Genomic DNA, 21,028 nt, shown 5'->3' with positions numbered 1-21,028 from the left:
AACAGTTTCCCTAAGGCCTTGGGAAGCCCTGTGGAACCACCCACGGGTCCCCATATTAGGGGAACTCCTTCAAGCTTAGGAGCTGGCAGCCAGTCGGTTGCATATGTTATGTGGTGTACCAAGGAGATAGGACTCGCCGCATGTATTTCCGTTAACCGCGCCTGAGCTTGGAGAAGCCATCGTATATAGGAAAGCTGGGGAATCCTCCGAAAATGGCTAACTGCAACCTCATTGACACCGATTCCGGCGCTCAGCAATGCCGTTCTTGTATCTTGATCCAGAGGCCTAGTAATAATTTCCACGGCAGCAGACCTCGCCGCGGCGATCGCCCAATGGAAGCCTGCGCCTGGTTCACTCCCTGCGTCAGTTTTGCAGGCATATGCAAGTATTGCTATTCGTCTCAAGAAAGTCCCCCGATTTTCGATCGATAGTCGCTCAGAAATATCCAGGCCAAGAACCACGTGAGGCCAAAGTAGAATGTTGATTCGGCCAGATCCATAGTGAGGATAAGTACAACATATCCAATCTTCCAAGGATACTGTGCCGCTGCTGAGGTCGATTTCAACATTCGCCGTACCAGTAGCCAGAGTCCCAGTGCAAATAGGCCAATGCCCAATAGCCCCAATTGAAGGCGTAAATCGATGAGGCCGTTATGAGCGCTCCCAGGTACAAATGTCAATTGCTGGGATATCGCATCACCAACGCCACCAGCTGTTTGCCAGACTGCACCGAATCCCCATCCAAGAATAGGTTTCTGATCGGCGAACTGGTTGGCAAATGTCCAAAGAAATGTTCGACCAGTGAGCGTGGTATCTCTGGAAAGATAACCGGCAATTATCGGGCCTGCCAGTGGTATGAGATTTGACAGTAGGATGTAACTTGCCACGAGGATGGTTGCAAAACGAGATGCCAAGTTACGCCGATACGTTCTTCGTTCAAGTATCAATGCGACAACAAGGCCCGCCAGCGCAGCTACAAGGGCAGTCTGGCTGTCTGAGTTCAGAACCACAAGAACGCTTAGAAGTATCGACAGCAGCCAGGCCATTCTCAAGAATCCCGACGCTTTGATGAATAGGTATGCCGACAATAATAGTTCAATGGCGGCGACCCTTCCTAACGAGTTCTTATTCAAAAAGACTCCGCGCCAAGCGATCGAACGAGTATCGTTATCGATTCCGTAAATTGGAGCCAATATTACGACGAGAACCGAAATAACCAGCAGTCCGCCGAGCACTAAGGCCGCCGTACGGAGCCGTGCATCGAAATTGAGATATTTGGATATAGTAATGCCCAGTAGTCCAAATACTATTAGAGTTACCGCATCGTTGACGGTCTTCTGCTGGTAACTGGACCACAGGACGCTAAGCGTCGGTGCGAGACACAGCACGAATAGCGGAAGTAGCTCGTGCCAGCTTTCTTTCGGAAAACGAACGGGACTGAGGATCTGAATGAGGATCAACCAGCATGCGAGAGTTAGCGGAGCATAAACGAGAATTGCGCCACCGCCGGTTTGTGCAAATACTTGAAAAGCTCCGGTACAACCGACAAGCACGCTTGCCAAGGATAAATGAACGACGATTGGAGAGCTTGATTTAGGCTCCCCTGACAATGATTCGGAGCGCCCGTCAAACTTCGACGAGGCCGCTCTTCGTTTCTGCTGACGGATGGCGGGGGTGTCATAGCCTCGCGTGGATCCTGGAATGGTTGCGAGTCGCCCGGCACTTTTGCGAGATTGAGGCTGCATGTGCTCAATCCTCCTTCAGGTTCGACGTCAAGCAATTTCTAGCTTGCGTGGTCTGCATTGCCGGTAGATGCGGATACTGTGCGAGGCGCGTCGATATCGATGGGTCATGAATGCAGAGTCTGGAGACCTAGTTAGATAGCCCCAGTCGGCAGTTCAATGTTCCCTGTTTAGCTCGATGGAGTGTGAAGGCGCCGTGCTGCGCTTATGACTTCAACTACGGTCAATTTGGGCGTAGGGGTACGTACTCGCGGGTCTGGGATCATTGATTGAAGCGCGATCTTGGGATCTTCCGCTGCCGTCGGTTTCGATGTATTGACCGCTAGATGTCGAAGTGGAACGTGGTTCTTTGTCTTGACCGTAGTAGCCGTAACCGTACGTGTACGCGTCTGGGCCCTTTCCAGGCAAAAGGTTGAGGACAACTCCCAGAAGATTGGATTCCACCATGGACAGGGCGTTAAGGGCCTTCTGGAGGTCGTGCTGTTTGACTTTCGTCGTTCCGACCACAAGAACTACGCCTCCTACATACTGGGAAAGCACAGCTGCGTCTGTGACTGGGAGAAGCGGCGGTGCGTCAATGACGACCGTATCGAAGGCTCGTTCGAGTCGGGCGATGAGATCCTTCATCTCTTCTGAACCGAGCAGCTCGCTCGGATTGGGGGGAATCTGTCCCGAGGTCAGAACAAAGAGTTGATCCTCGCCCCAGTTCTGCAGCAAATCGTTGACATCTGCTGCGCCGAGGAGGGCAGTTGTGAGGCCAGCGTTTGAATCCAGGCCAAGATACTCGCTCACCATTGGGCGTCGGAGGTCGGCGTCAATGAGGCAGACGGATTGTCCAGCCTGTGCAATCGCAATTGCGAGGTTGGTTGCAGTTGTGCTCTTACCCTCACCAGGCAAAGAAGAGGTAACGAGCACCGTCTTCGCCCTCCCTGAAACGTTGGCGAATTGAAGATTTGTGCGGAGCTGTCTAAAAGACTCGGCCCGCCGACTTTGCGATGCGGTTTGGGTCAAGAGCGGTTTCTTAGCTGCATCTTGGTCAAACGTAATGGCGCCCAGAAGGGGTGAATCGGTGATTCGGCGCAGATCAACCTCGCCGCGGACCCGATTGTCCAAAGTCGTTCTAAGGACTGCTGCGATGACACCCAGGGCAAGTCCAGCTAAGAGGCCTAGCAGGAGATTAAGCGTTGTGTGGGGTGCCGACGGCGCTGGCGGCACTGTTGCAGGCTTTGTGACGGAGAGCCTCACAGGGGAGGAGTCGCCACTCTTAGGCCTCTCGAGCGAGTCGATGGCGTGAATCAAACTGTCTGCAACGGCCCGGGCGATTGCCGCTGCCTGCACTGGCGAGTGATCATCAACGGAGATGTTGATGAGTACCGTGTTAAGGTCAGTGCTTGCCTTGACCTGCTTCGACAGCTCTTCTGCGGTCACTGACAGGCCAAGTGTGTCGATCGCAGGCTGGAGAACAACCGGAGAGTCCACGGTCTTTACGTAGGACTGAACTCGTGCCTGACTGAACGTGTTGCCTTGTTGGAGTTCTTGCGCCGAACCAGAATTTTGAATTGCCACGAAGAGTTGCGTCTCCGACGTATATGTAGGTTTCGTCAAGATCGAAACGAGACCGCTGACAAGAAGTCCAGCCAACATGGTGGCCACGACCAAAATCCAGTTTCGTCTCAGAATTCTCACGTAATCGCGTAGGTCCAAACCGGGGTCCCCCTGTGTCGCTTCCCGGAGCCTGCGTGCAGGACGCGCCCCAGTACGTCGTTCAATCATGTGGTCCCGGTCATTCTACCCGCATAACTATTCTAAACTGTTCGCTGTTACCTCAGCCTCCGGCCGCACGTCTTGGCCACTTAGGCTGAGGCATCGCATATTGGCCTCATCGAGTGCCAGAGGCGACTGAATCTGTGCACTTGGTGCCGCCCGGCAGTTGTGTTCTTCGGAGTAGACCGGTCTCCATCAGACGGGATCAAACGAGTCGAAGTGCAGCGGGCCCTCGCGCTGTCCTTACTTGCCCGGGTTCGTGGTCGATACTTATCCAGGGGACGTTCAAGAACATCAAAAAATGGAGGACGCTTTGCCCGGCTACGTGGACATCAATCCATACCGCAAGAGTCGGCGAAGGCGGCGTAAGTATATGGGGCTCGCCGTCCTGATTTTCGCGACGGCAGTGGTTCTCTGTCTAGCGTTGTTCCGGTAATTCCCGAGTGTCCCCCGAAAATTTCGTATTCGGTCTGGCGGTCATGCTCGCGCCCTTGGTTATCATCGGAGTATCTGGGTTCTTCTTGACACTTGTACTTCTGAAACCGGGAAAGACCAAGTTGAGTCGTCCTGCGCCCACGGGATGACGTGCGTCTGTCCAACGACCTAGGCCGACACGCAGAAGGATCCGGACCTAAGATCCCAGCGACGGCGTCAAACACTCGTTGTCCTACCGCGTATCCAGATCCTCGAACACCAGGAACGTCTGCGTGTCCTGTACACCCGGCATCGACTGCAGTTGGTCGAAAATGACCCTGCGCAGATGAATATTGTCGGTGGCGCGGACCAGCAGGATGACGTCGAAATCGCCGCCCACCAAAGCAATGTGCTGCACCTCAGGAATGAGCCGTAGCTCTTCCCGGAGCTCCCGCCAGGAGTGCTGCTGCACCTTGAGCGTGACGTAGGCCGATGACTTCAAGCCGGCCTTGATGGGGTCCACCAGCGCGGTGAACTTGGTGAGCACGCCTTCGCCCGTCAGCCGGGAGATTCTCGAGTACGCGTGCGCCCGGCTGATGTGGACGTTTTCTGCCACTTGGGTAACCGACATCCGGCCGTCCCGCGTCAGTTCGGCAATGATGTCCCTGTCCACTTGGTCAAGTGGAACCTCTGCCTGATCCGCTTCGACCTCGGCCATCGCATCTCCAATTCGTCCACAGTGTAGGTCCGTTACCCAGCTCACATTTGCAATTTGTCTTCCAGACTAAAGGTTTCACGCAAACTTTTCCATGATTCTCCCCAGAGCTGGATACGAAACTTCTCCGGGGAACATACTGGTGACAAATAGTGGATACAGAAGGACGGACCAATGACGATCTCCGCAGACCATGAGGCCCAGGGTCTGGCTGACGCTCGGCCGGACGATACCGAAGCAAGCGACCAAGCGTCCGAAGTGCGGCGCAAGTTCGGCATCAGCGTCGAAGACTACATGCTGCCTGCCCACCATCAGATCCAGATGGTCGATCCCTCTGGTGGGCTCAAGCCTGAGGCTGAGCAGGGCACGGAACCGGGTCACGAATATCCCATCCCAGGCGACGCGGAACTCATGGCAGCTTATGAACAACTCGTAGTCGGGCGCCGCGTCAATGACCAGAACTCCGCCCTGGTCAGGCAGGGTCGTATGGCGGTTTACCCGTCCAGCCACGGCCAGGAGGCGTGCCAGGTGGCCGCCGCTCTGTGCCTTAGTGAAGGCGACTGGCTGTTCCCCACTTACCGAGACGCTGTAGCGGTCATGTCCCGGGGCGTCGACCCGGTGGAGACCATGACGATCTTCCGGGGCGACTGGCACGGCGGCTACGACCCGACCAAGCACAAGGTGGGCATCCAGTGCACGCCGCTGACCACCCAGCTGCTCCACGCGGTCGGAGTTGCCCATGCCGCCAAACTGCGCGGCGAGGACACCGTGGTGTTGGCAATGTGCGGCGACGGTGCAACCAGTGAAGGTGACTTCCACGAAGCACTCAACTTTGCTGCGGTCTTCCACCTGCCTGTCATCTTCTTCGTGCAGAACAACAAATACGCCATCTCAGTTCCTTTAAGCCAACAGTCTGTGGCGCCGTCGCTGGCCCACAAGGCCGTCGGCTACGGCATGGCCGGTGAGCGCGTCGACGGGAATGACCTGGTCGCGTTGCTCGCCGTGCTGGACCGCGCCGTGAAATTGACCCGCGAAGGCTCGGGCCCGCTTCTCATCGAGGCCCACACCTACCGCATGCAGGCCCACACGAACGCCGACGACGCCACCCGCTACCGGGAGGACAGCGAAGTGGCCGAATGGACCGCCAAGGACCCCATTAGCCGCATGACGGCGTACCTCACCGATCGTGGACTGCTCGACGACGACGGCTCCACCCGGATAGCAGCGAAAGCTGAAGCCGTTGCCTCGCAGCTCCGTGAAGGCCTGGGGGAGGACGTACCCGTAGACCCGCAGAATCTCTTCCGCTACGTCTTCTCCACTCCCACTCCGCAACTGAAGGAGCAGTCCGCCCTGCTAGCCGACGAACTCGCCCGTGAGGCGTCCAGCCAGAAGGAGGCAGGCAAATGAGCCCCGCCGTCACAACATCCTCTGAGGCCACCGAGCACGCCGCAACAGGTGACGTCAGCTCCGCCACCGCCAGTGCGGCCGCAAGCGCAGCAGCTGTCGCCGAAGCCTCCGGTCCACAAACCATCACCATGGCCAAAGCTCTCAACACCGCGATGGCAGACGCCATGGAGGCCGACTCTTCCGTTTTGGTATTCGGTGAAGACGTTGGCCGCCTCGGTGGCGTCTTCCGGATCACCGACGGCCTCATGGCCAAATTCGGAGAGCAACGGTGCTTCGATACCCCTCTTGCTGAATCAGGCATTGTGGGCATGGCCGTCGGCATGGCCATGAACGGAATGCGTCCCGTGATCGAGATGCAGTTCGACGCCTTCGCTTATCCGGCATTCGAACAGATCGTCAGCCACGTGGCCAAGATGCACAACCGCACCAAGGGTGCCGTGAAGCTTCCCATGGTCATTCGTGTGCCTTACGCCGGCGGGATCGGCGGCGTGGAGCACCACTGTGACTCGTCCGAGTCCTACTACGCCCACACTGCTGGCCTGAAGGTCTTCACGCCGGCGACAGTAGCGGACGGCTACCGCATGCTCCGCGAGGCCATCGATTCCGACGATCCCGTCATGTTCATGGAACCCAAGAAGCTCTACTGGTCCAAAGACCAGGTGGACCTGGGCGCCCTGCGCGCAGAACACGCCGCGAACGCTGCCGCAGGATCCAGCAGCGAGGGGCGCGCCGCCGTCGCGCGTCCCGGCACTGATGCGACGCTCATCGCTTACGGCCCCTCGGTCCCGACGGCGCTCGCCGCCGCGGCCGCGGCCGCTGAAGAGGGCCGTTCGCTTGAAGTGATCGATGTCCGCTCGATTGTGCCGTTCGACGATGAGACTGTGTGTGCTTCCGTCCGAAAGACAGGCCGAGCGGTTGTCATCGCCGAAGCCCACGGATTCGCCTCGGTGTCCTCCGAAATTGTCGCCCGGGTACAGGAACGCTGCTTCCACTACCTGGCCGCGCCCATCCGCCGCGTGACCGGCTTCGACATTCCGTACCCGGCTCCGAAGCTGGAGCACTACTACTTGCCAAGCGTCGACCGCATCCTCGACGCCGTCGACGACCTTCAATGGGAGAACTGACCATGAGCGCAGAAATGCAGGTGTTCCTGCTTCCGGACCTGGGGGAGGGCCTCACAGAGGCCGAACTCGTCAACTGGCTTGTGGCCGTAGGCGACGAGATCCGCGTCGACCAGCCGATCGCCGAGGTTGAAACCGCGAAGTCCATGGTGGAGGTGCCCTCGCCGTACGCTGGCATCGTCGCCAAGCTGCACGGTGAGGCCGGCCAGACGCTCGACGTCGGGAAGCCGCTGATCTCAGTGGCCCCTGTTGGTGCTTCGCTTGGTGCTGAGCCCAAGCCTGTGGAAGAAGAAGATTCCGCGGCACCCGCGGTCGCTGCAGCCGCCGAGACCTACCGGACCGAAGAGAAAGCCGGATCCGGGAACGTCCTCATTGGCTACGGAACATCCGGAGGCGGCGAAGCTCGCCGCACCCGGCCGCGGAAGGTGTCTGCTCCCGCTGTCGCTGTGACCTCAGAGCCCGACCTTGCCGAGCTCTCCTTGTCCCGTACGCGGATTCCCGGGAAGCTTTCTGCAGTGATTTCCCCCTTGGTGCGGAAGATGGCCCGGGACCATGGGGTCTCGCTGGACGCCGTGCCTGGTTCGGGGGAGAGCGGACTCATCCTGCGCCGCGACATTGAGGCCGCCATCGGCGGGGCCACGCGCGAGACCGCGCCCGTTGATGCGCCGGCCGTTGTCCAGACTTCCACCGGCGACCAGGATGCCCGTACCGGCTTGACCGTGGCTTCGCGCGCTCCCGTCCGCGGAATACGGAAGGCTGTTGCGGCCAATATGACCCGCAGCCGGTCCGAAATCCCGGAGGCAACTGTCTGGGTCGATGTCGACGCCACCGCGCTCCTTGAAATGCGCGCAGAACTCAAGAAACACGATCCGCACGGCGCTCCCGGGCTGCTCGCCTTCATTGCTCGTTTTGTCACAGCCGGGCTAAAAAAATTCCCCGAGCTGAACACCCGGATCGTCACGGCCGAGGACGCAGCGGGCGGTGAGATGCAGGAGATTATCGCTTTTGACGGCATCAATCTTGGCTTCGCTGCACAGACGGACCGTGGACTCGTGGTTCCCTCAGTCCGCAACGCCCACCTGTTGAGCGCCCGCGAACTCGATGCTGAAATCCGCCGGCTCACTGCCATTGCGCGCGACGGCAAGGCAACCCCGACGGAGTTGGCCAGCGGCACCTTCACACTGAACAACTACGGAGTGTTCGGCGTGGACGGTTCCGCAGCGATCATCAACTATCCCGAGGTGGCGATGCTTGGCGTAGGCCGCATCATCGACAAGCCCTGGGTGGTTGATGGACAGCTCGCCGTCCGCAAGGTCACGGAGCTGACATTGGCGTTTGACCACCGGGTTTGTGATGGGGAAACGGCTGCGGGGTTCCTGAGGTATGTTGCAGATGCGATTGAGAACCCTGGGACGGTGCTGGCGGATTTGTAAGGGTCGAGGCTCGCCCGGAACAGATCAATTGTAACGTCGCTGATTTTTTGGCCCTGGTATCGCAAGGTTGGGCAGGCGAAGAATTTCCCTCCGCCCGCTCGCTGAAATTTCCGTTTGGGTGACCCTGCAACAGCATGGGCTGGAATATCGTACGCGAGTAGGAATGCGCCACCTTCAGCCTGATATGCCGAAGGTTTCGTCGAAACTAGTGCTGCTCAGTCCTTTCGATTTCGCGTATGCGACAAGCGCTTGGAAGTCACTTACCGTCCAGTCCTCGGGAGCTGTCGGTGTCCCGGTGGTGAGAGAGTGGAACGCGAAGTGCGCGGTGTTTCCGTTGGCGGCAACCCTGTCGATGTAAGCCTGGGCGTCGGCGAGGGGCCGAGTCTGAGTGATGTAGTAGACGGGCGTGTCACATGGGTCGTAGACACCCGGAATGATGTTGTTGACCATGGGGCTCACTTTGCGGCGCGTGAGGAAGTACCGGCTCGCAATCATGTCCTTTTGTGGATCCGTTTGACCACCAGGCCATACCCAGTGTGAGGTTCCCCGGAGGAAGCCGTTATTCTGGGCCCATTCACGAGCGCCACGGAACACAGTCTCTGCGTCCGCGTCGCTCAATGACGTGATCTGAGTCGTGTGGTGCCCGATGAATTCCCAACCGGCTGCGTAGAGTTCCTTGTATTGATCGAGAGTGCACCTGTTCACAGCCCCGACATTCGTCCATTCCACAGCAATCGTTCCCGTATACCCGGCGGCCTTGAGGATCGGGTAAGCGACCGAGTATTGGTCCGCTCGACCGTCGTCGAATGCCCAGATAACTCGGGGAGCGCCGTCACCTTGGATCACACGCGGCTCGGCGAACTCAAGTGTCGCTGCTTGTCCTGCGGCAGGAATCGCCTTGATCTGTAGCTCGATGCACCAGTTCATATCTACACCCGGGTCCGAATACCTGGTCAGGAAGGCGGCAGGTAGGACCATGTCATACCACTGCCCCACAGGGACGGGGTACGTTCCGGTATCGGTATGAAGTGTCCTTGGTTTCGAGTATGGGCCCGTGACGACCACCACCTGAATTCCCTGAACGGTGGCGTTTCGCTTAATACGGATGGCGATGCCTCCGCCTTTGCGGACCGTGAAGGTGATTGGTGCACCTACCGTGGCCGTCATTCCCGGAGCAGTCACCAGCTTCAAACGCCTGGGCTGACCCGGGTCGTCAGTTTCAACAGTGAGGACTCCGCCACCTTCTTGCCGGACCCACGAGTTGAGGGTGTCCCAGTTTCTGATTGGGATGCCAAGACGGCGCGCGTTGAACGGTCCCGGATCGGACGTTGCCGCCGTTGTGAGTGGTGTAGCGATATCCGTGACGGCGTGCGCCGGGGTGGATGTGCTTAGTGCGGCCGCGCCGGTCCCGGCCGTCAGGGCTGCCCCAATACGAAGAAGAGAGCGCCTGTTTACCCCAGGCTGCATAACAGAACCCATGATTACCCCTAAAATCGTTGCTTTCCCAACTAATTTCGAGGCTACGGGGCAGGCCTCTATCAGGCTTGAGTGGTATTCACCTGTATTCGCAGCGGTTTCCTGATATTTCGGCAATCAACACGGGTGTCACTACTTGCTTTCAACTCCTGATACTTGCGATGGATCAGAAGGCAACGGCGCTGCACTAGAAATGAAGTATCATTCTCAGCTTGGGAAGTTTCGACACCAGATTAGCTACCCTGTCGTCTTTCAAAATGAATTACCGGCGGCTGTATTGGGCTTCCTTGGCGTACGGGCGCCCAGCACTGAATGAATCCCATCGGCGCCGACAACTGCGGCACGGAGAAACGGCTGCGAGCCTCTGTGCCTTCGGTGCCGAGTGGCGACAATACGGAGCGCTGCGTTGAGGTTTGGGTAATGGAGGGGGCTACGGATGGGGTTGTTGCTGGAGGAGGTGTGGCCTATCAGTGCGCGCTTTCCTGTAGCCTTTTGACGGGTGCCCGGCTGAACCCCGCTCCTCTCGCGGCTGGGGGTGTGACTCGTTCGAACTAGAAAGAACTTGAGACTGGAGGCTTCATTGGCGGAGAACGGGGAAGGTGAAGAACGGAACCAAAATTCGGCAAGGACGGCTGTGAGCCGGCGATCCTTGCTTGCTGGAATCGGAGTAGCTGCTGCCGCGGCGACTGGAGTTGGTGCGATCCACGCGCTGTCTTCAGAGCAAGTACAACAACCGACCAAGCCAGCATCCGTACTGCCTGTAATTAGAGAACCCAATGAACTGCCACGAACGGTATTGGCTCAATTCCAACGCGACCACGGCTTTCGCGGGGACGGAACGGCGGCAGGAGCCGTTGACGACACGGGGGACTACGTCGAGGGTGCTCAGTCCGTGTACTTTGAGACAACTGGAAATGGGGTACAGGCTAGTATAAGTAAACCTTCTGCCCTTTCGGTCGGTTTCGACATGTCGGGAAAGGTATTCGCCGTCCTTCTCAAAGTTACGGGCGGTGAGCATTTAACCAGACTTTCACTTCGCGCAGGCGATTCTGCCTTCAAAAACTACTTTCAGTTCATGATCCAGGCATCACCGACTCTCCCTTTTCAAGAAATCTTTCCGGAAAATCGGTGGTCATGGGTGACCATGCCCTGGATCCCAGGCTCAGAGGGGAAGCCGGCGCGTGAGAATCTAACGGATCTTTGTATCACGGCCGCGGACGACGGCACCGGCAACCGGGTAAAAATTCAGATTCAAGCGATTGCAGTGCAGAACGAACGTCCGGAGGCCTTCCCGTCCGGGGTGATCTCGATCAGCTTCGATGACTGCTGGGGATCGCAGAGAAAATATGGCACCTCTTTTCTTGAGAAATATGGATTTCAGCCCACGATATACACCATCGTTGACGAAGTGGGACGCCCTGGTCGGCTTTCGTTGCCTGATTTGCATCAGATAGAGGCTAGTGGCGGAGAGATCGCGGCCCATGCATGGACGACGGCAAGTCACAATCTGGGCTTCACGCGTCTCCCGGCTGACGTGCTTGACTCTGAACTGAGAATGACCAGGAATTGGCTTTTGGAGAATGGATTTCGGGGGGCTGATCTTTTCGCATACCCACTTGGCTACTTCAATGCCGATGTTATTAAAGCGACGTCCAAGTATTTCAAATTCGCCAGGACTCTGAACAACAGACAAGAGGAGACACTGCCTCCGGGAGAGATGTACACGTGCAGGGCGCAATCCAGCACAAATACAGTCACTCTTGCCCATCTCAGGGATCGGATCGATGCCTGTAAGGCCAATGGAACGTGGCTGAACCTTGTCTTTCACGACATAACCCCTGGGGTACCGGCTGCAAGCGTCCAAATCGCGCTATCGACGTTTCAGCAGGCAATCGACTATGTTGCCCGAATGGGTATTCCTGTTCGTACCACTTCAGAGGTGCTTCGCCGGGCGATGTGAGTATTCGCGGTGCGATCGAGCTCCCATCACCCCTATCCCGAGGTGATGAACAACTCGGGATATCCTTCGGGATAGCCCGAGAACACTGCAGGATCTGGTTGTTTATGTAGTTCACACAACGGTATTCGCGCCCGTCGGGGAGTCGACGGTGCCGACCATTCACTGACCCTTCAGCAATCTGGGTAGATCGCGACCTTGACGAAGGCCGCAGTTTGGTACAAGTACTGGTATGCCCAAGAGTACGTAGGGGTGGTCAGGGAAATCAGCGGCAAGTCCATCCTGTCAGCGACCATCCACACGTCTCCTGAGTAGCATCGGCTCACGATCACCCGGGCCCGGGTCACATGGAACTGAGCAGTAAGGACGTTCGCGCTCTTCCATCCGTACTGGTTTGACAGGTCTCTAAGCGCCCGGGCTTCGCCCTGTGTTGTGAACGGATCCGAATGGAAGCAAATAACCCGATAAGAGCGGTGATCCCAGCATATTTCTGCCTCGAATCGGCCGTCTTTGTCCACTGGACTTGAGACCGCAAGCGTGGGGGCGTACCCCTGCTGCATCAGTTGCTCGGCGTAGACCATGCGTTGGTCCGGGGGCCCCAGCACGAATAAGACATCAGCGTGCTTCGGTTCGTCAGCAGGCGGGGCCACGTACAGAAAGATGCCGGCAACGGCCCAGAAGATCGCCAAGGCTGCAATGACCGCAAACGACCGGAAGAAGAGACGCTTCTTTCGGGTAGGCGGTTTGGCCTGTGTTTCGTGATCTCGGAGAAAGGTCATACCGTCCTCTTACCAAGTGGGATGTGGGCGGCAGCGCTGCACTGGATCTAAGACTACTATCTGCTCACACAGAGACCCATCGGCGGCCTCACGCAAGAACAACCAGGAGGACGACGTTTTCGCCATCCTCGCTGAGTGTTACTTCCTTGCAGAGGGCCTGAAGCGTCGTCATCCCGAGACTGGGGTGGACCGGGCCTCGGAGCCGGCCCGGGGAACTGATGGATATGTGAATAGCTCCGGTGCCAGCCGCCGTTCGTGTCGGGTGCTGGTCTTGGGCGGACATTGTGACCCGGACATGGCTTCGTTCACCGTGGCGAATGGCGTTGGTAAATCCTTCTGAGAGCACTTCGATGACTGCCTCGGCCCGGGCAGGGTTCTCGTCGCACAACGCCCACACTTCAGGGTCAATGTCGCATGCCAGCTTCAGCACGCGCTCCCAGATACTCAGCAGGTCCTGGATACTCGATGCCGCGCTCCCTGCTTGCCCGGGCGTCTCGTCCAAGATCTCGCTCTGAGCGGTAGCCACGGCACGCGTCAGAATGTCCCTGACGCGTTGCCGACCAAAATCCTCTTCTGGATCGTTCCCTCTGGAGGTACCCAGGGCGAGGGCCCTCGAAACCAGGTTTCCCTGGAGGTTGTTGTGCAGAATCCTGGCGACTCTCCGGCGGGTGTGGAGCAGCTTTTGGTGCGCGCGGTCGGCTAGCTTGAGTTGCTCGTTGAGCGAGCGTGCCAGCCTAACCTCGTGCCGCCGTCGTTGGCGTTCGGTAGCTCGAAGAACCGCAACTGTGAGCGCGGTGAGCGGATAGGCCCAGACGGCGGACCAGTAGAAGAACGGGGTATAGCCGAAAGCGCCCTGCAGTAGGCAGGTCACCGATGCGGAAACCTCGGCGGTGGCCGCGTAGCAGAGGGTCATCGCGGAAATTCGCCATCGTGAACTGGTAATCCTGCCCACCGTCCGGGCCGTCGCGGTGTTCCCGAGGAGCAGGATTACCCCTCCGACTGAACCAGCAGGAAGAGGACGCCGTATTCGCCAGCAGACGGACTGCAATGAGTGACGTAAAGAGCAGGACAGGTAATCCGACCGGCGCGGCCCGGATCAAATGCGTGAGTCCCTCAGTGCGTTCTGCGAAGGAAAGCGGCCGCTGAGGGGCCCTCTCGTGCGGCCAGGGCGGTCGTGGAAGAGTTGGTGGCTCATCGGGCGGACGACGTCATCCGAGATCGTCCGCAGCAAGCGTGAGGCCTCGGTTCTGTCCAGGGTTGTCGTCATCCGGGTCAAGACGCTTGGAGAGTTCGGCGCCATAGTCGGAACGGATCGAGCGCAAGCGGTGCTCATCGAAGCCGAGCTGCGCCTCGATCGCAGCCTGGGCAGCGCGGAGCCGGGGTTCGAGCGCGGCGTGCCCGCGGATGGAGTCCGTCAGCATCGCGATCGCCGAGAGGAAGACCAGGGCCGCCCCGATGTTGATGAGGACACGGGCCCAGAGATTTTCGCTGAGGTCTGCGATATTCAAGGCCTGCGCGGACCAAGCCACCAGGAGAGGGCGGCAGGCGCCCAGGAACGCGAAGGTGCCGAACGCCGTCGCGATTCTGCCTTTGAAGCTCGGGCGTGCCGTGATCAAGGGGCGAAGGAGTATCCCCAAAAGACCAAGCACGACGTGAACCAGATCCACGATCGCCGTGCCGGAACCTTCCACAGTCGGCGTGACCGATCCCGTCCCAGCCAGCGTGATCGATCCGGCGAACATGTTCATGACCGTCAGCGCCAAGGGCAAGGTCAGAAGCCACGACCAGAGGCCCAGGGCATTGCTACTGCCGATACCCCGGGCCCAGAGCGCAGGGGAGCGGCTGATCATTTTTCGCTATCGACCGGGGCCGGCAACCCAAACGCGCGCGCGTACAGCGTTGCCGCGGCAACCCGCGGATTGACGCCCGGAGTCCGGTTCAGGCCAAGAGCCTCGAACGTCCGCGAAACGGCCTTCTCCACGGAGCGCGTGCTGCTTCCCCGTTGTTTGACGATTTCAGCGTTCGACCAGCCCTCCGCGATCATGCGCAGGATATCCAGCTGTACGCGAGTAAGCGAGCCGATCTTCGCTGCGTCCGACGCCACAGCGGGAGTCACAGTGAGCGGAAGCTCCACGAGGGTCGAGTTCACTGCACTGATGAGGCCATCCACGGAGTCAAGGGATGCCTTGTTGACGAAGGTTGCTCCAGCCGGCAGCCCGGAAAAGGGAGCTTCCGACGGATAGTTGGTAAGGAACACAATGCATGCGCAATCATGCACGTCGAATTCCGCGCCCCTCAAGGCCTCAGCAACCAGCCCGCGCATGAATGGTTGATCTTCGACAACCAGCACCCGCCGAACCCACCCCAGATCCCCCATGGTGTGAAGGCTATCCGAGCACGCCCTGTAATTCACCAGCGGCGCGTGTTGGTTACGACTCAGGATGGATTACGACGGCGGCGCGCTGGCGGTACTCTTCGCGACGGCGGCTGCCTGCGGCGAAGCGTCAGGCGACGGCCTCAGTGGCGGAGGGCAATCGTCACGACGAAAATTGTGGCGGCAGCCAACACCCCTAATCCGACGTAGGACAGCTGCCGCTGAATTCTTATTCGCCGCTCGCGTCGTTCGTCCCTGGCAAGATATCCCGTTCTGAAGTTCCCCATGCCGGGAGGGTATCGTCGCTGATTTCCGTTGGGGTCCCGGGGTTCGGGTATTGCGACCGGGTTCGATGCCGCCTACTCGTCCTTCCCATGGTTGGTGGGAAGGTCCCTCCCTTAGCTAATTTCCACGGCCGGTAGGGGATCGGGAACAGACGTCCCAACAGACAGTGACGTGAGCAGAATTGCTGTGTTCATCACCAGCGCGGCCAGACTGACTAGGAGTGCTATGTGGTACGCGTGCTGACCGGCGCCGCGCTCGCCGGCGATAGCCCACACCAACACAAGCACGGACAGCGCAGCTCCCAGAATTGGATGCAGGACTGCCAAGACGCCCCCAATGACCCCGGCGATTACGCATAGTCGGGACAACAGGATGCCGCTTTCGGTACCGTTTAGGTTCGGGGTCATTTTGAAACTCCTGTCCAAACAGATTCCGGTTCCAAATGCTGCTTACTCGTCCTTCCCATGGTTGTTGAGAAGGTCCGGGATCCGGTTTCGAAGCATGTGTGCTGCGATGCCCAGAGCTACGAGTGATGCGCCAAGCGGGGCAAGCCCGAAGCGCACGACTGAACCGACGAGGCCTGTCAGCCATATACCGACGCCCGCGCCGGCCCCGCCTTGGAGGGAGATAAGCAGCGAAAGTAAGTTTGTGGCCAACGTTTCGAAGATGACTCCGCCCGCGCAGACAATCACGCCAATAATGAGCAGCCGGTTTCCTATCTGGGCAATAATGTGCGAAGTTTGCAATTGAAGCTCCTATTCATCTTTGGCTCCTTGACGGGTTTAGTCCCTGACGGGCGTAGGGAACGCCCCACCCACGGGTGAGACGCTCCCCTCAAAATCAGCTGTCATATCGCTTGAAGGCCACTTGGTCCGCGCCATGATTGCGCGCCGTCGATCGAGGGACTAGGAAGGCGGCTCCCGGTAGGCGTGCACCATCGGGTCGGTGCGATCGACCTCGGCTGCACGTGCACGTGCCGCCTTCTCCCTCCGATAAAGAACTACTTCATTGATCACGTACAAAACCAGAACCACCGATGGCAAGAGGATTCGAAGCCACAGGTCCCAACTGGTCATAAAAAGGATCGCCAGGGACACCATAAAGATCGGCGGATGCGCGTAGCTGTACCGTTTCACGATTGCCTTCTCTCAGAAGCCGCAGTCCCGCCCGGGCATATCCCGGAGCGGAGAGGACGGGTTGGAAAGGTTGATGCCGTAGCACTTTGTGGCAACTAGGCTGGCATTGCTGAACGCGCCACTGATGATAGCGACGACAGATGCAACACTACCCACGCCGATCACTCTGCAAATCTGGCTCACGACTTTCGCGATCCACCCGGTCAGCTTGCTGAATGTGCAGCCTACCCACGCTCCGCCTACGAAGACCGCGGTCGTGAGTCCAGCAAGTACTTTCAACTCGGCGCCGCTAATTGCGAGAACTGGCCATGGTACCCACTGAACGCTCGTGGGATCGGCCGTTAGGGGAAATGCGTTCGAGGAATTGAATTCAATCCGCTGAACTAAGGTGCCGTCCTCGATCCTGAATGTCGTCGGTACCGGCTCGCCCTCGGCGTCGAATGCCCATGGGGCGACAAAGACGCTTGTTACTCTTCCCTCGGCGTCTCGAATGAGGACCGAACCGTCAGCTTCCACCTTCGCCGTGGATCCAGTCGAGAGAGCTAATGGGAATCGGTAATCGCGAGGTGCTTTGTCCGATTCGACTGTGATGAGCGTCTGCGAACCGCATGGAGTGCCATAGGTAGTTGTTGTCGCGCCCGACAGGACGGTTGTCAAAAGTGGTGCGCCTTCGCCAATAAAGTGCCCGATCGGGACGCCCTTTAGCTGGGCGGGTCTCGTCTCTGACTTTTCGCCGGGAACCGTAAACCGCAATGCACCCGAGCGTGACGGTGTTTGGAGCGTCGTGGTGCCGGGGGCGTTCCCGTCGACCACGTACACGCCGTCGCACTTCTTGGCGATTTCATGTAGTGGACTGGCACTTCGCCCGGACGAGAGCCCCTGATCCCAGGCGGCAGGCTGGATATTACGACCGGCATCGGCCAGTATCCGCTGATCTTCCCGTTCCTGGGGTGCCGTGTTCCTTTGAGCAGTACCTGCCTGTACTGGTGCGGCGATAAAGATGGCCGCAATCAAAGAAAGACATGCGGTAGCTGAAGCAATAATATGTAGACGCTGCAAGGGAAACTCCTATTTATGTAGGTGCCCCCTGAGACCCACAGCTTGCAACAAACGATACGGCTTCTTTGCCTTTGTTGGAAGGGAATTTCGAACAAAGTCGGACTATTTCAGTTCTTAAATTTGCATTTGAAAAGGAGGATTAGCCTAGTCGTCATGGTAACAACACGGGCCGCGAAGCCTTCCGACGGCCCGTTCGGGGGACTAGGATGCCGGAATGAAAGTTACGTTGCTCCGTGGGGAGGGCGATGGCTGGCCCGACTGCCCGCATCAATTCGTCGGTCGCTGCAATGATTGTCGGGACGCTGACCGAAATTCCAGTCGCGAACCGGGTGCCCGTGAGCCCGTTGGCCCCAGCGAATAGCCGGTATGGGGCGGCCGAGAAGTGTGATCCCGGGAGACTCCATCGCCGTCGGCTTGGCCAAGATTGCCGGCCTTGACGGTCAGGTGACGATCGATGCCAGCAATACCTTCGGCGAGCCGCTGCCGGGGTACGACTCGATCGCCCATCAGGTCAAAGCGATTGTCGGCGGCCCCGCCGCCAAGGCCTTCAACACCAACTTCGCTTCAATCTATGACGCCGTCGACGCTGAGCCAATGCCACCGGGAACCCTCTTCGCGTGCGACGCCGATGCCCGCGAGACGACCGAGCGCCTCATCCGGGACGCGGGATTCGAGCCGATACATCTTGGCGACTTGGCGAAGGCTGCGCTGCTGGAAAGTCTCATCACCCTGACTTCGACGCTCGACAGGGGAGAACTCGGTCCATTCTTCTACCGCTTCCACGGCCCAGGCGAGCTGGCGGCACGCTTAGGCCTCAACCCGAGCTGAGCGCCGGCAACACCTACTGCAGCTTGAACAGATTGTGCGTCGCCGGCCCCTCCAGCAGCTTGCCCTCGGCGGGGTTGGTTTCCTCGGTGATCGCCGGCTTCTCCTTCAGGGCTGCTTTGTCCCCGTAGGTTTTGCCGGATTGCAGGTTCCTCGCATCGCTTGACATCTTGCCGGCTGGACATGAACATGGTGCTAAATGGATTTAGCCAGGAAATGTAGCCCGCCTCTCTTGGGCCAACTCTTCGGACATAGACAAGGAGTCCTTCATGCTTTCGACCGCTCCCCGGGGCCGAGACTTCGATCCGACGCGCCAGCAGGTGTTCGCCCGATGACATTCGCAAAAGAAGACCACTGGGTGTGGGATTTCTGGATCGCCGACGATGGCGAGGCATACCATCTCTACTACCTACAGGCCCCGAAATCGCTCGGCCACCCCGACCTTCGACACCGCAACGCATCCATCGGCCATGCCACCTCCGCGGATCTGCGTACTTGGCAGGACCACGGCACGGTCCTCGTCCACGGAGGACCGTCGGAACCGGATGCTTCGGCAACCTGGACGGGAAGCGTCGTGCGTGGCGATGATGGGCTCTGGCGGATGTTCTACACCGGTTCGAGATTCCTACGTCCGGACGCGATCACTAATATCGAGACCATTTGCGTAGCGGTTTCGCCCGACCTGCACGCCTGGCACAAGTCCGCTGACTTCGCGCTGAATGCTGATCCGCGCTCCTATGAAACCCTGGACGACGGCGTCTGGCACGAAGAAGCTTGGCGCGACCCATGGGTATTCCAGGGCCCGGCGGGATCGTGGCATATGCTCATCACTGCCCGCGGCCGGAATGGACCAGACGAACGAAACCGGGGCGTTATCGGATATGCGCGTTCCCACGACCTTGAAAACTGGAGTGCGGGCACGGCGCTGACGGGAAGTGCCGGGTTCGCTCACCTCGAAGTTCCCCAGATCGTCGAGTTGTCCGGGAGGGACTGGCTGCTTTTCTCGTGCGACGGGAGTCATCTAGCCGGGCCGCGGGCCGGGCTGCCAGGCGGGATATGGCTCGCCCCGGCAGCCTCCCCGCTCGGTCCCTTCGACCTCGACCAGGCCAGCCTTCTGGCAGAGGAGCACCTCTACAGTGGTCGGATCGTGCATAACCGTTCAGGGCGTCCGGTTCTTCTTGCCTTCGAGAACCTTTCCGGTACGGGCGACTTTGTCGGGCGCATTTCCGATCCGCGCGACGTGGAATGGGATGGTCAGGGTTTTGTGCTCGCCCCAGAGCCTCAAGAGAGGCAGGCCGTTAGGTGACGCATACGCAGACACATGGAACCGTCGCACCTGGGTACGAGCCGGTGGCCGAAGCTTTCGCCCGAGCCTTCGACGGCCGTCCAACCATGGGTGCAGCCCTGGCTATCCTCGTCGGCGGAGAAACCGTGGTGGACCTCTGGGGCGGAGTCGCCGATGAAAGATCGGGATCGCTGTGGGAGCAAAACACTGCGACCGTGGTGTTTTCCTGTACCAAAGGACTCGTCTCGATCCTTGCCGCGCGGCTGGTCCAGGAAGGCCGGCTGAGCTACGACGCCCCCGTCCACCGCTACTGGCCCGAGTTCGCCACGGCGGGCAAGGGGAAGGTCACGGTTGGAGAGCTCCTCGCCCACAGGGCCGGCCTTTCGGCTCCCCGTATTCCATTCACTACCGAGCAGATCCTCGACTGGGACTATGTGACCTCCCGGCTGGCCCTGCAGGACCCGCTCTGGGAACCGGGCACCGGCTATGCCTACCACGCGATCACGCACGGGTGGCTCGCCGGGGAAGTCATCCGCCGTGTCGCATCTGAGTCAATCGGCGATTACTTCGGACGCACAATGGCTCAGTGGACCGGGGACGCCTGGATCGGACTACCGGCCTCGGAAGCGCATCGATCCGCGCACGTCCAAGTGAGTGAGAGCCAGGCGCAAGCCGGGCGCGCGCTTGCGGACATGCCGGATGGGTGGAACCTGCGGGCGATGACTCTCGGGGGTGCGCTGCCACCGGAGCTCGTCGGGGACGGCACCGGTTTCAATGACCCGCGAGTGCGAGCAGCTCAGATTCCCGGAGCCGGAGGTGTAGCCACCGCACATGCCCTCGCGTCTATTTGGTCGGCAACCGTCATTGAAACTGAAGGTGACCGCATCCTTGACGATGTGACGCTTGACCGTGCTCTCCAGCCCATGAGCGAAGGCGTGCCGGTTTACCATGCGCCCGGTCCGTGGCCGCGCTGGGGCGCGGGATTCCAGCTCGACTCAGCGGCCCGCCGCTACCTCAGCCCCCGAAGCTTCGGCCATGATGGCGCCGGCGGACAGGTAGCCTTCGCCGACCCCGATTCGGGGACCGGCTTTGCCTTCCTCACCAACTGGATGGAAGCCGGAGACGATCGCGCGACGCAGATTATTGACGCGCTCCGCACCGTCCATCGGGACTGAGTTCGCCCCGCAAGATTCCTGCCAAGTCACACCCCGAAACAAAAAGGACCACTCTTGACAACCTGGGAGAGGTCCGAAACCA

20 protein-coding genes are annotated in these 21,028 nt (G+C 59.3%); 7 read left to right on the top strand and 13 right to left on the bottom strand.

Translation table 11 applies throughout. The annotated features are described in order from the left end of the window. Nucleotides 1–400: 400 nt before the first annotated feature. From AB0323_RS19845 to AB0323_RS19835, 3 genes are all read right to left on the bottom strand, one after another. Nucleotides 401–1,744: an O-antigen ligase family protein gene (locus tag AB0323_RS19845; RefSeq protein WP_366178851.1), complete on the bottom strand. Its 1,344-nt coding sequence runs from the start codon at nucleotides 1,742–1,744 to the stop codon at nucleotides 401–403. A gap of 210 nt (nucleotides 1,745–1,954) precedes the next feature. Beyond that, nucleotides 1,955–3,445, bottom strand: a complete 1,491-nt coding sequence (locus AB0323_RS19840) for a polysaccharide biosynthesis tyrosine autokinase (protein WP_366178866.1) — start codon at nucleotides 3,443–3,445, stop codon at nucleotides 1,955–1,957. 727 nt (nucleotides 3,446–4,172) lie between these two features. After that, complete coding sequence (locus AB0323_RS19835; protein WP_234748882.1) at nucleotides 4,173–4,637, bottom strand: Lrp/AsnC family transcriptional regulator; 465 nt, start codon at nucleotides 4,635–4,637, stop codon at nucleotides 4,173–4,175. A 171-nt stretch (nucleotides 4,638–4,808) separates the two neighbouring features. On the opposite strand from AB0323_RS19835, the gene AB0323_RS19830 reads away from it, so the two are divergent. Genes AB0323_RS19830 through AB0323_RS19820 form a run of 3 tightly spaced genes read left to right on the top strand, consistent with a single transcriptional unit; the run spans nucleotide 4,809 to nucleotide 8,595 of the window. After that, on the top strand, nucleotides 4,809–6,041 hold the full coding sequence (locus tag AB0323_RS19830; protein WP_366178850.1) for a thiamine pyrophosphate-dependent dehydrogenase E1 component subunit alpha: 1,233 nt from the start codon (nucleotides 4,809–4,811) through the stop codon (nucleotides 6,039–6,041). After that, complete coding sequence (locus AB0323_RS19825) at nucleotides 6,038–7,165, top strand: alpha-ketoacid dehydrogenase subunit beta (RefSeq protein ID WP_366178849.1); 1,128 nt, start codon at nucleotides 6,038–6,040, stop codon at nucleotides 7,163–7,165. Before AB0323_RS19830 ends, AB0323_RS19825 begins: the two co-directional genes overlap by 4 nt. A 2-nt stretch (nucleotides 7,166–7,167) precedes the next feature. Next, nucleotides 7,168–8,595, top strand: a complete 1,428-nt coding sequence (locus tag AB0323_RS19820; RefSeq protein ID WP_366178848.1) for a dihydrolipoamide acetyltransferase family protein — start codon at nucleotides 7,168–7,170, stop codon at nucleotides 8,593–8,595. A 174-nt stretch (nucleotides 8,596–8,769) separates the two neighbouring features. Here the strand turns inward: AB0323_RS19820 and AB0323_RS19815 are convergent, their stop codons facing one another. Next, nucleotides 8,770–9,777, bottom strand: coding sequence for a polysaccharide deacetylase family protein (locus AB0323_RS19815; RefSeq protein WP_366178847.1), 1,008 nt, complete (start codon nucleotides 9,775–9,777; stop codon nucleotides 8,770–8,772). A 928-nt stretch (nucleotides 9,778–10,705) separates the two neighbouring features. Here AB0323_RS19815 and AB0323_RS19810 point away from each other — a divergent pair. After that, a complete protein-coding gene (locus AB0323_RS19810) occupies nucleotides 10,706–12,031 on the top strand; it encodes a polysaccharide deacetylase family protein (RefSeq protein WP_366178846.1) in 1,326 nt (441 codons plus the stop codon). A 170-nt stretch (nucleotides 12,032–12,201) separates the two neighbouring features. Here AB0323_RS19810 and AB0323_RS19805 read toward each other — a convergent pair whose 3' ends face one another. The 8 genes from AB0323_RS19805 to AB0323_RS19770 form a co-directional block, all read right to left on the bottom strand. Continuing rightward, nucleotides 12,202–12,807 (bottom strand): ElyC/SanA/YdcF family protein, encoded by a 606-nt coding sequence (locus AB0323_RS19805; protein WP_366178845.1) that lies wholly within the window; start codon nucleotides 12,805–12,807, stop codon nucleotides 12,202–12,204. Nucleotides 12,808–12,895: 88 nt separating this feature from the next. After that, nucleotides 12,896–13,720, bottom strand: a complete 825-nt coding sequence (locus AB0323_RS19800; protein WP_366178844.1) for a hypothetical protein — start codon at nucleotides 13,718–13,720, stop codon at nucleotides 12,896–12,898. A 295-nt stretch (nucleotides 13,721–14,015) separates the two neighbouring features. Beyond that, on the bottom strand, nucleotides 14,016–14,657 hold the full coding sequence (locus AB0323_RS19795) for a hypothetical protein (protein WP_366178843.1): 642 nt from the start codon (nucleotides 14,655–14,657) through the stop codon (nucleotides 14,016–14,018). After that, complete coding sequence (locus AB0323_RS19790) at nucleotides 14,654–15,184, bottom strand: hypothetical protein (protein ID WP_366178842.1); 531 nt, start codon at nucleotides 15,182–15,184, stop codon at nucleotides 14,654–14,656. The genes AB0323_RS19795 and AB0323_RS19790 overlap by 4 nt, the downstream gene beginning before the upstream one ends. Before the next feature lie 395 nt (nucleotides 15,185–15,579). Then, on the bottom strand, nucleotides 15,580–15,873 hold the full coding sequence (locus AB0323_RS19785; protein WP_366178841.1) for a hypothetical protein: 294 nt from the start codon (nucleotides 15,871–15,873) through the stop codon (nucleotides 15,580–15,582). A 42-nt stretch (nucleotides 15,874–15,915) separates the two neighbouring features. After that, entirely contained in the window at nucleotides 15,916–16,212 is a 297-nt protein-coding gene (locus AB0323_RS19780; RefSeq protein WP_366178840.1) for a hypothetical protein, read from the bottom strand. A 159-nt stretch (nucleotides 16,213–16,371) separates the two neighbouring features. Beyond that, complete coding sequence (locus AB0323_RS19775; RefSeq protein ID WP_366178839.1) at nucleotides 16,372–16,602, bottom strand: hypothetical protein; 231 nt, start codon at nucleotides 16,600–16,602, stop codon at nucleotides 16,372–16,374. 12 nt (nucleotides 16,603–16,614) lie between these two features. Further along, complete coding sequence (locus AB0323_RS19770; protein ID WP_366178838.1) at nucleotides 16,615–17,661, bottom strand: hypothetical protein; 1,047 nt, start codon at nucleotides 17,659–17,661, stop codon at nucleotides 16,615–16,617. A gap of 366 nt (nucleotides 17,662–18,027) precedes the next feature. On the opposite strand from AB0323_RS19770, the gene AB0323_RS19765 reads away from it, so the two are divergent. After that, the gene (locus tag AB0323_RS19765) at nucleotides 18,028–18,489 is read left to right on the top strand and encodes a hypothetical protein (protein ID WP_366178837.1); all 462 of its coding nucleotides are present in this window, start codon (nucleotides 18,028–18,030) and stop codon (nucleotides 18,487–18,489) included. 13 nt (nucleotides 18,490–18,502) lie between these two features. Here the strand turns inward: AB0323_RS19765 and AB0323_RS19760 are convergent, their stop codons facing one another. Then, nucleotides 18,503–18,655: a hypothetical protein gene (locus tag AB0323_RS19760; protein WP_366178836.1), complete on the bottom strand. Its 153-nt coding sequence runs from the start codon at nucleotides 18,653–18,655 to the stop codon at nucleotides 18,503–18,505. Between the two features lie 162 nt (nucleotides 18,656–18,817). Here AB0323_RS19760 and AB0323_RS19755 point away from each other — a divergent pair, with 162 nt between their 5' ends. Continuing rightward, complete coding sequence (locus AB0323_RS19755; protein ID WP_366178835.1) at nucleotides 18,818–19,792, top strand: glycosyl hydrolase family 32; 975 nt, start codon at nucleotides 18,818–18,820, stop codon at nucleotides 19,790–19,792. After that, complete coding sequence (locus tag AB0323_RS19750; RefSeq protein WP_366178834.1) at nucleotides 19,789–20,946, top strand: serine hydrolase domain-containing protein; 1,158 nt, start codon at nucleotides 19,789–19,791, stop codon at nucleotides 20,944–20,946. The genes AB0323_RS19755 and AB0323_RS19750 overlap by 4 nt, the downstream gene beginning before the upstream one ends. Nucleotides 20,947–21,028 lie beyond the last annotated feature (82 nt).

It is taken from the genome of Arthrobacter sp. NPDC080031, from assembly GCF_040702485.1.
Taxonomy (GTDB): domain Bacteria; phylum Actinomycetota; class Actinomycetes; order Actinomycetales; family Micrococcaceae; genus Arthrobacter.
Note: the sequence above shows the minus strand (reverse complement) of the source record. Positions and strands in the feature narration are given on the sequence as shown.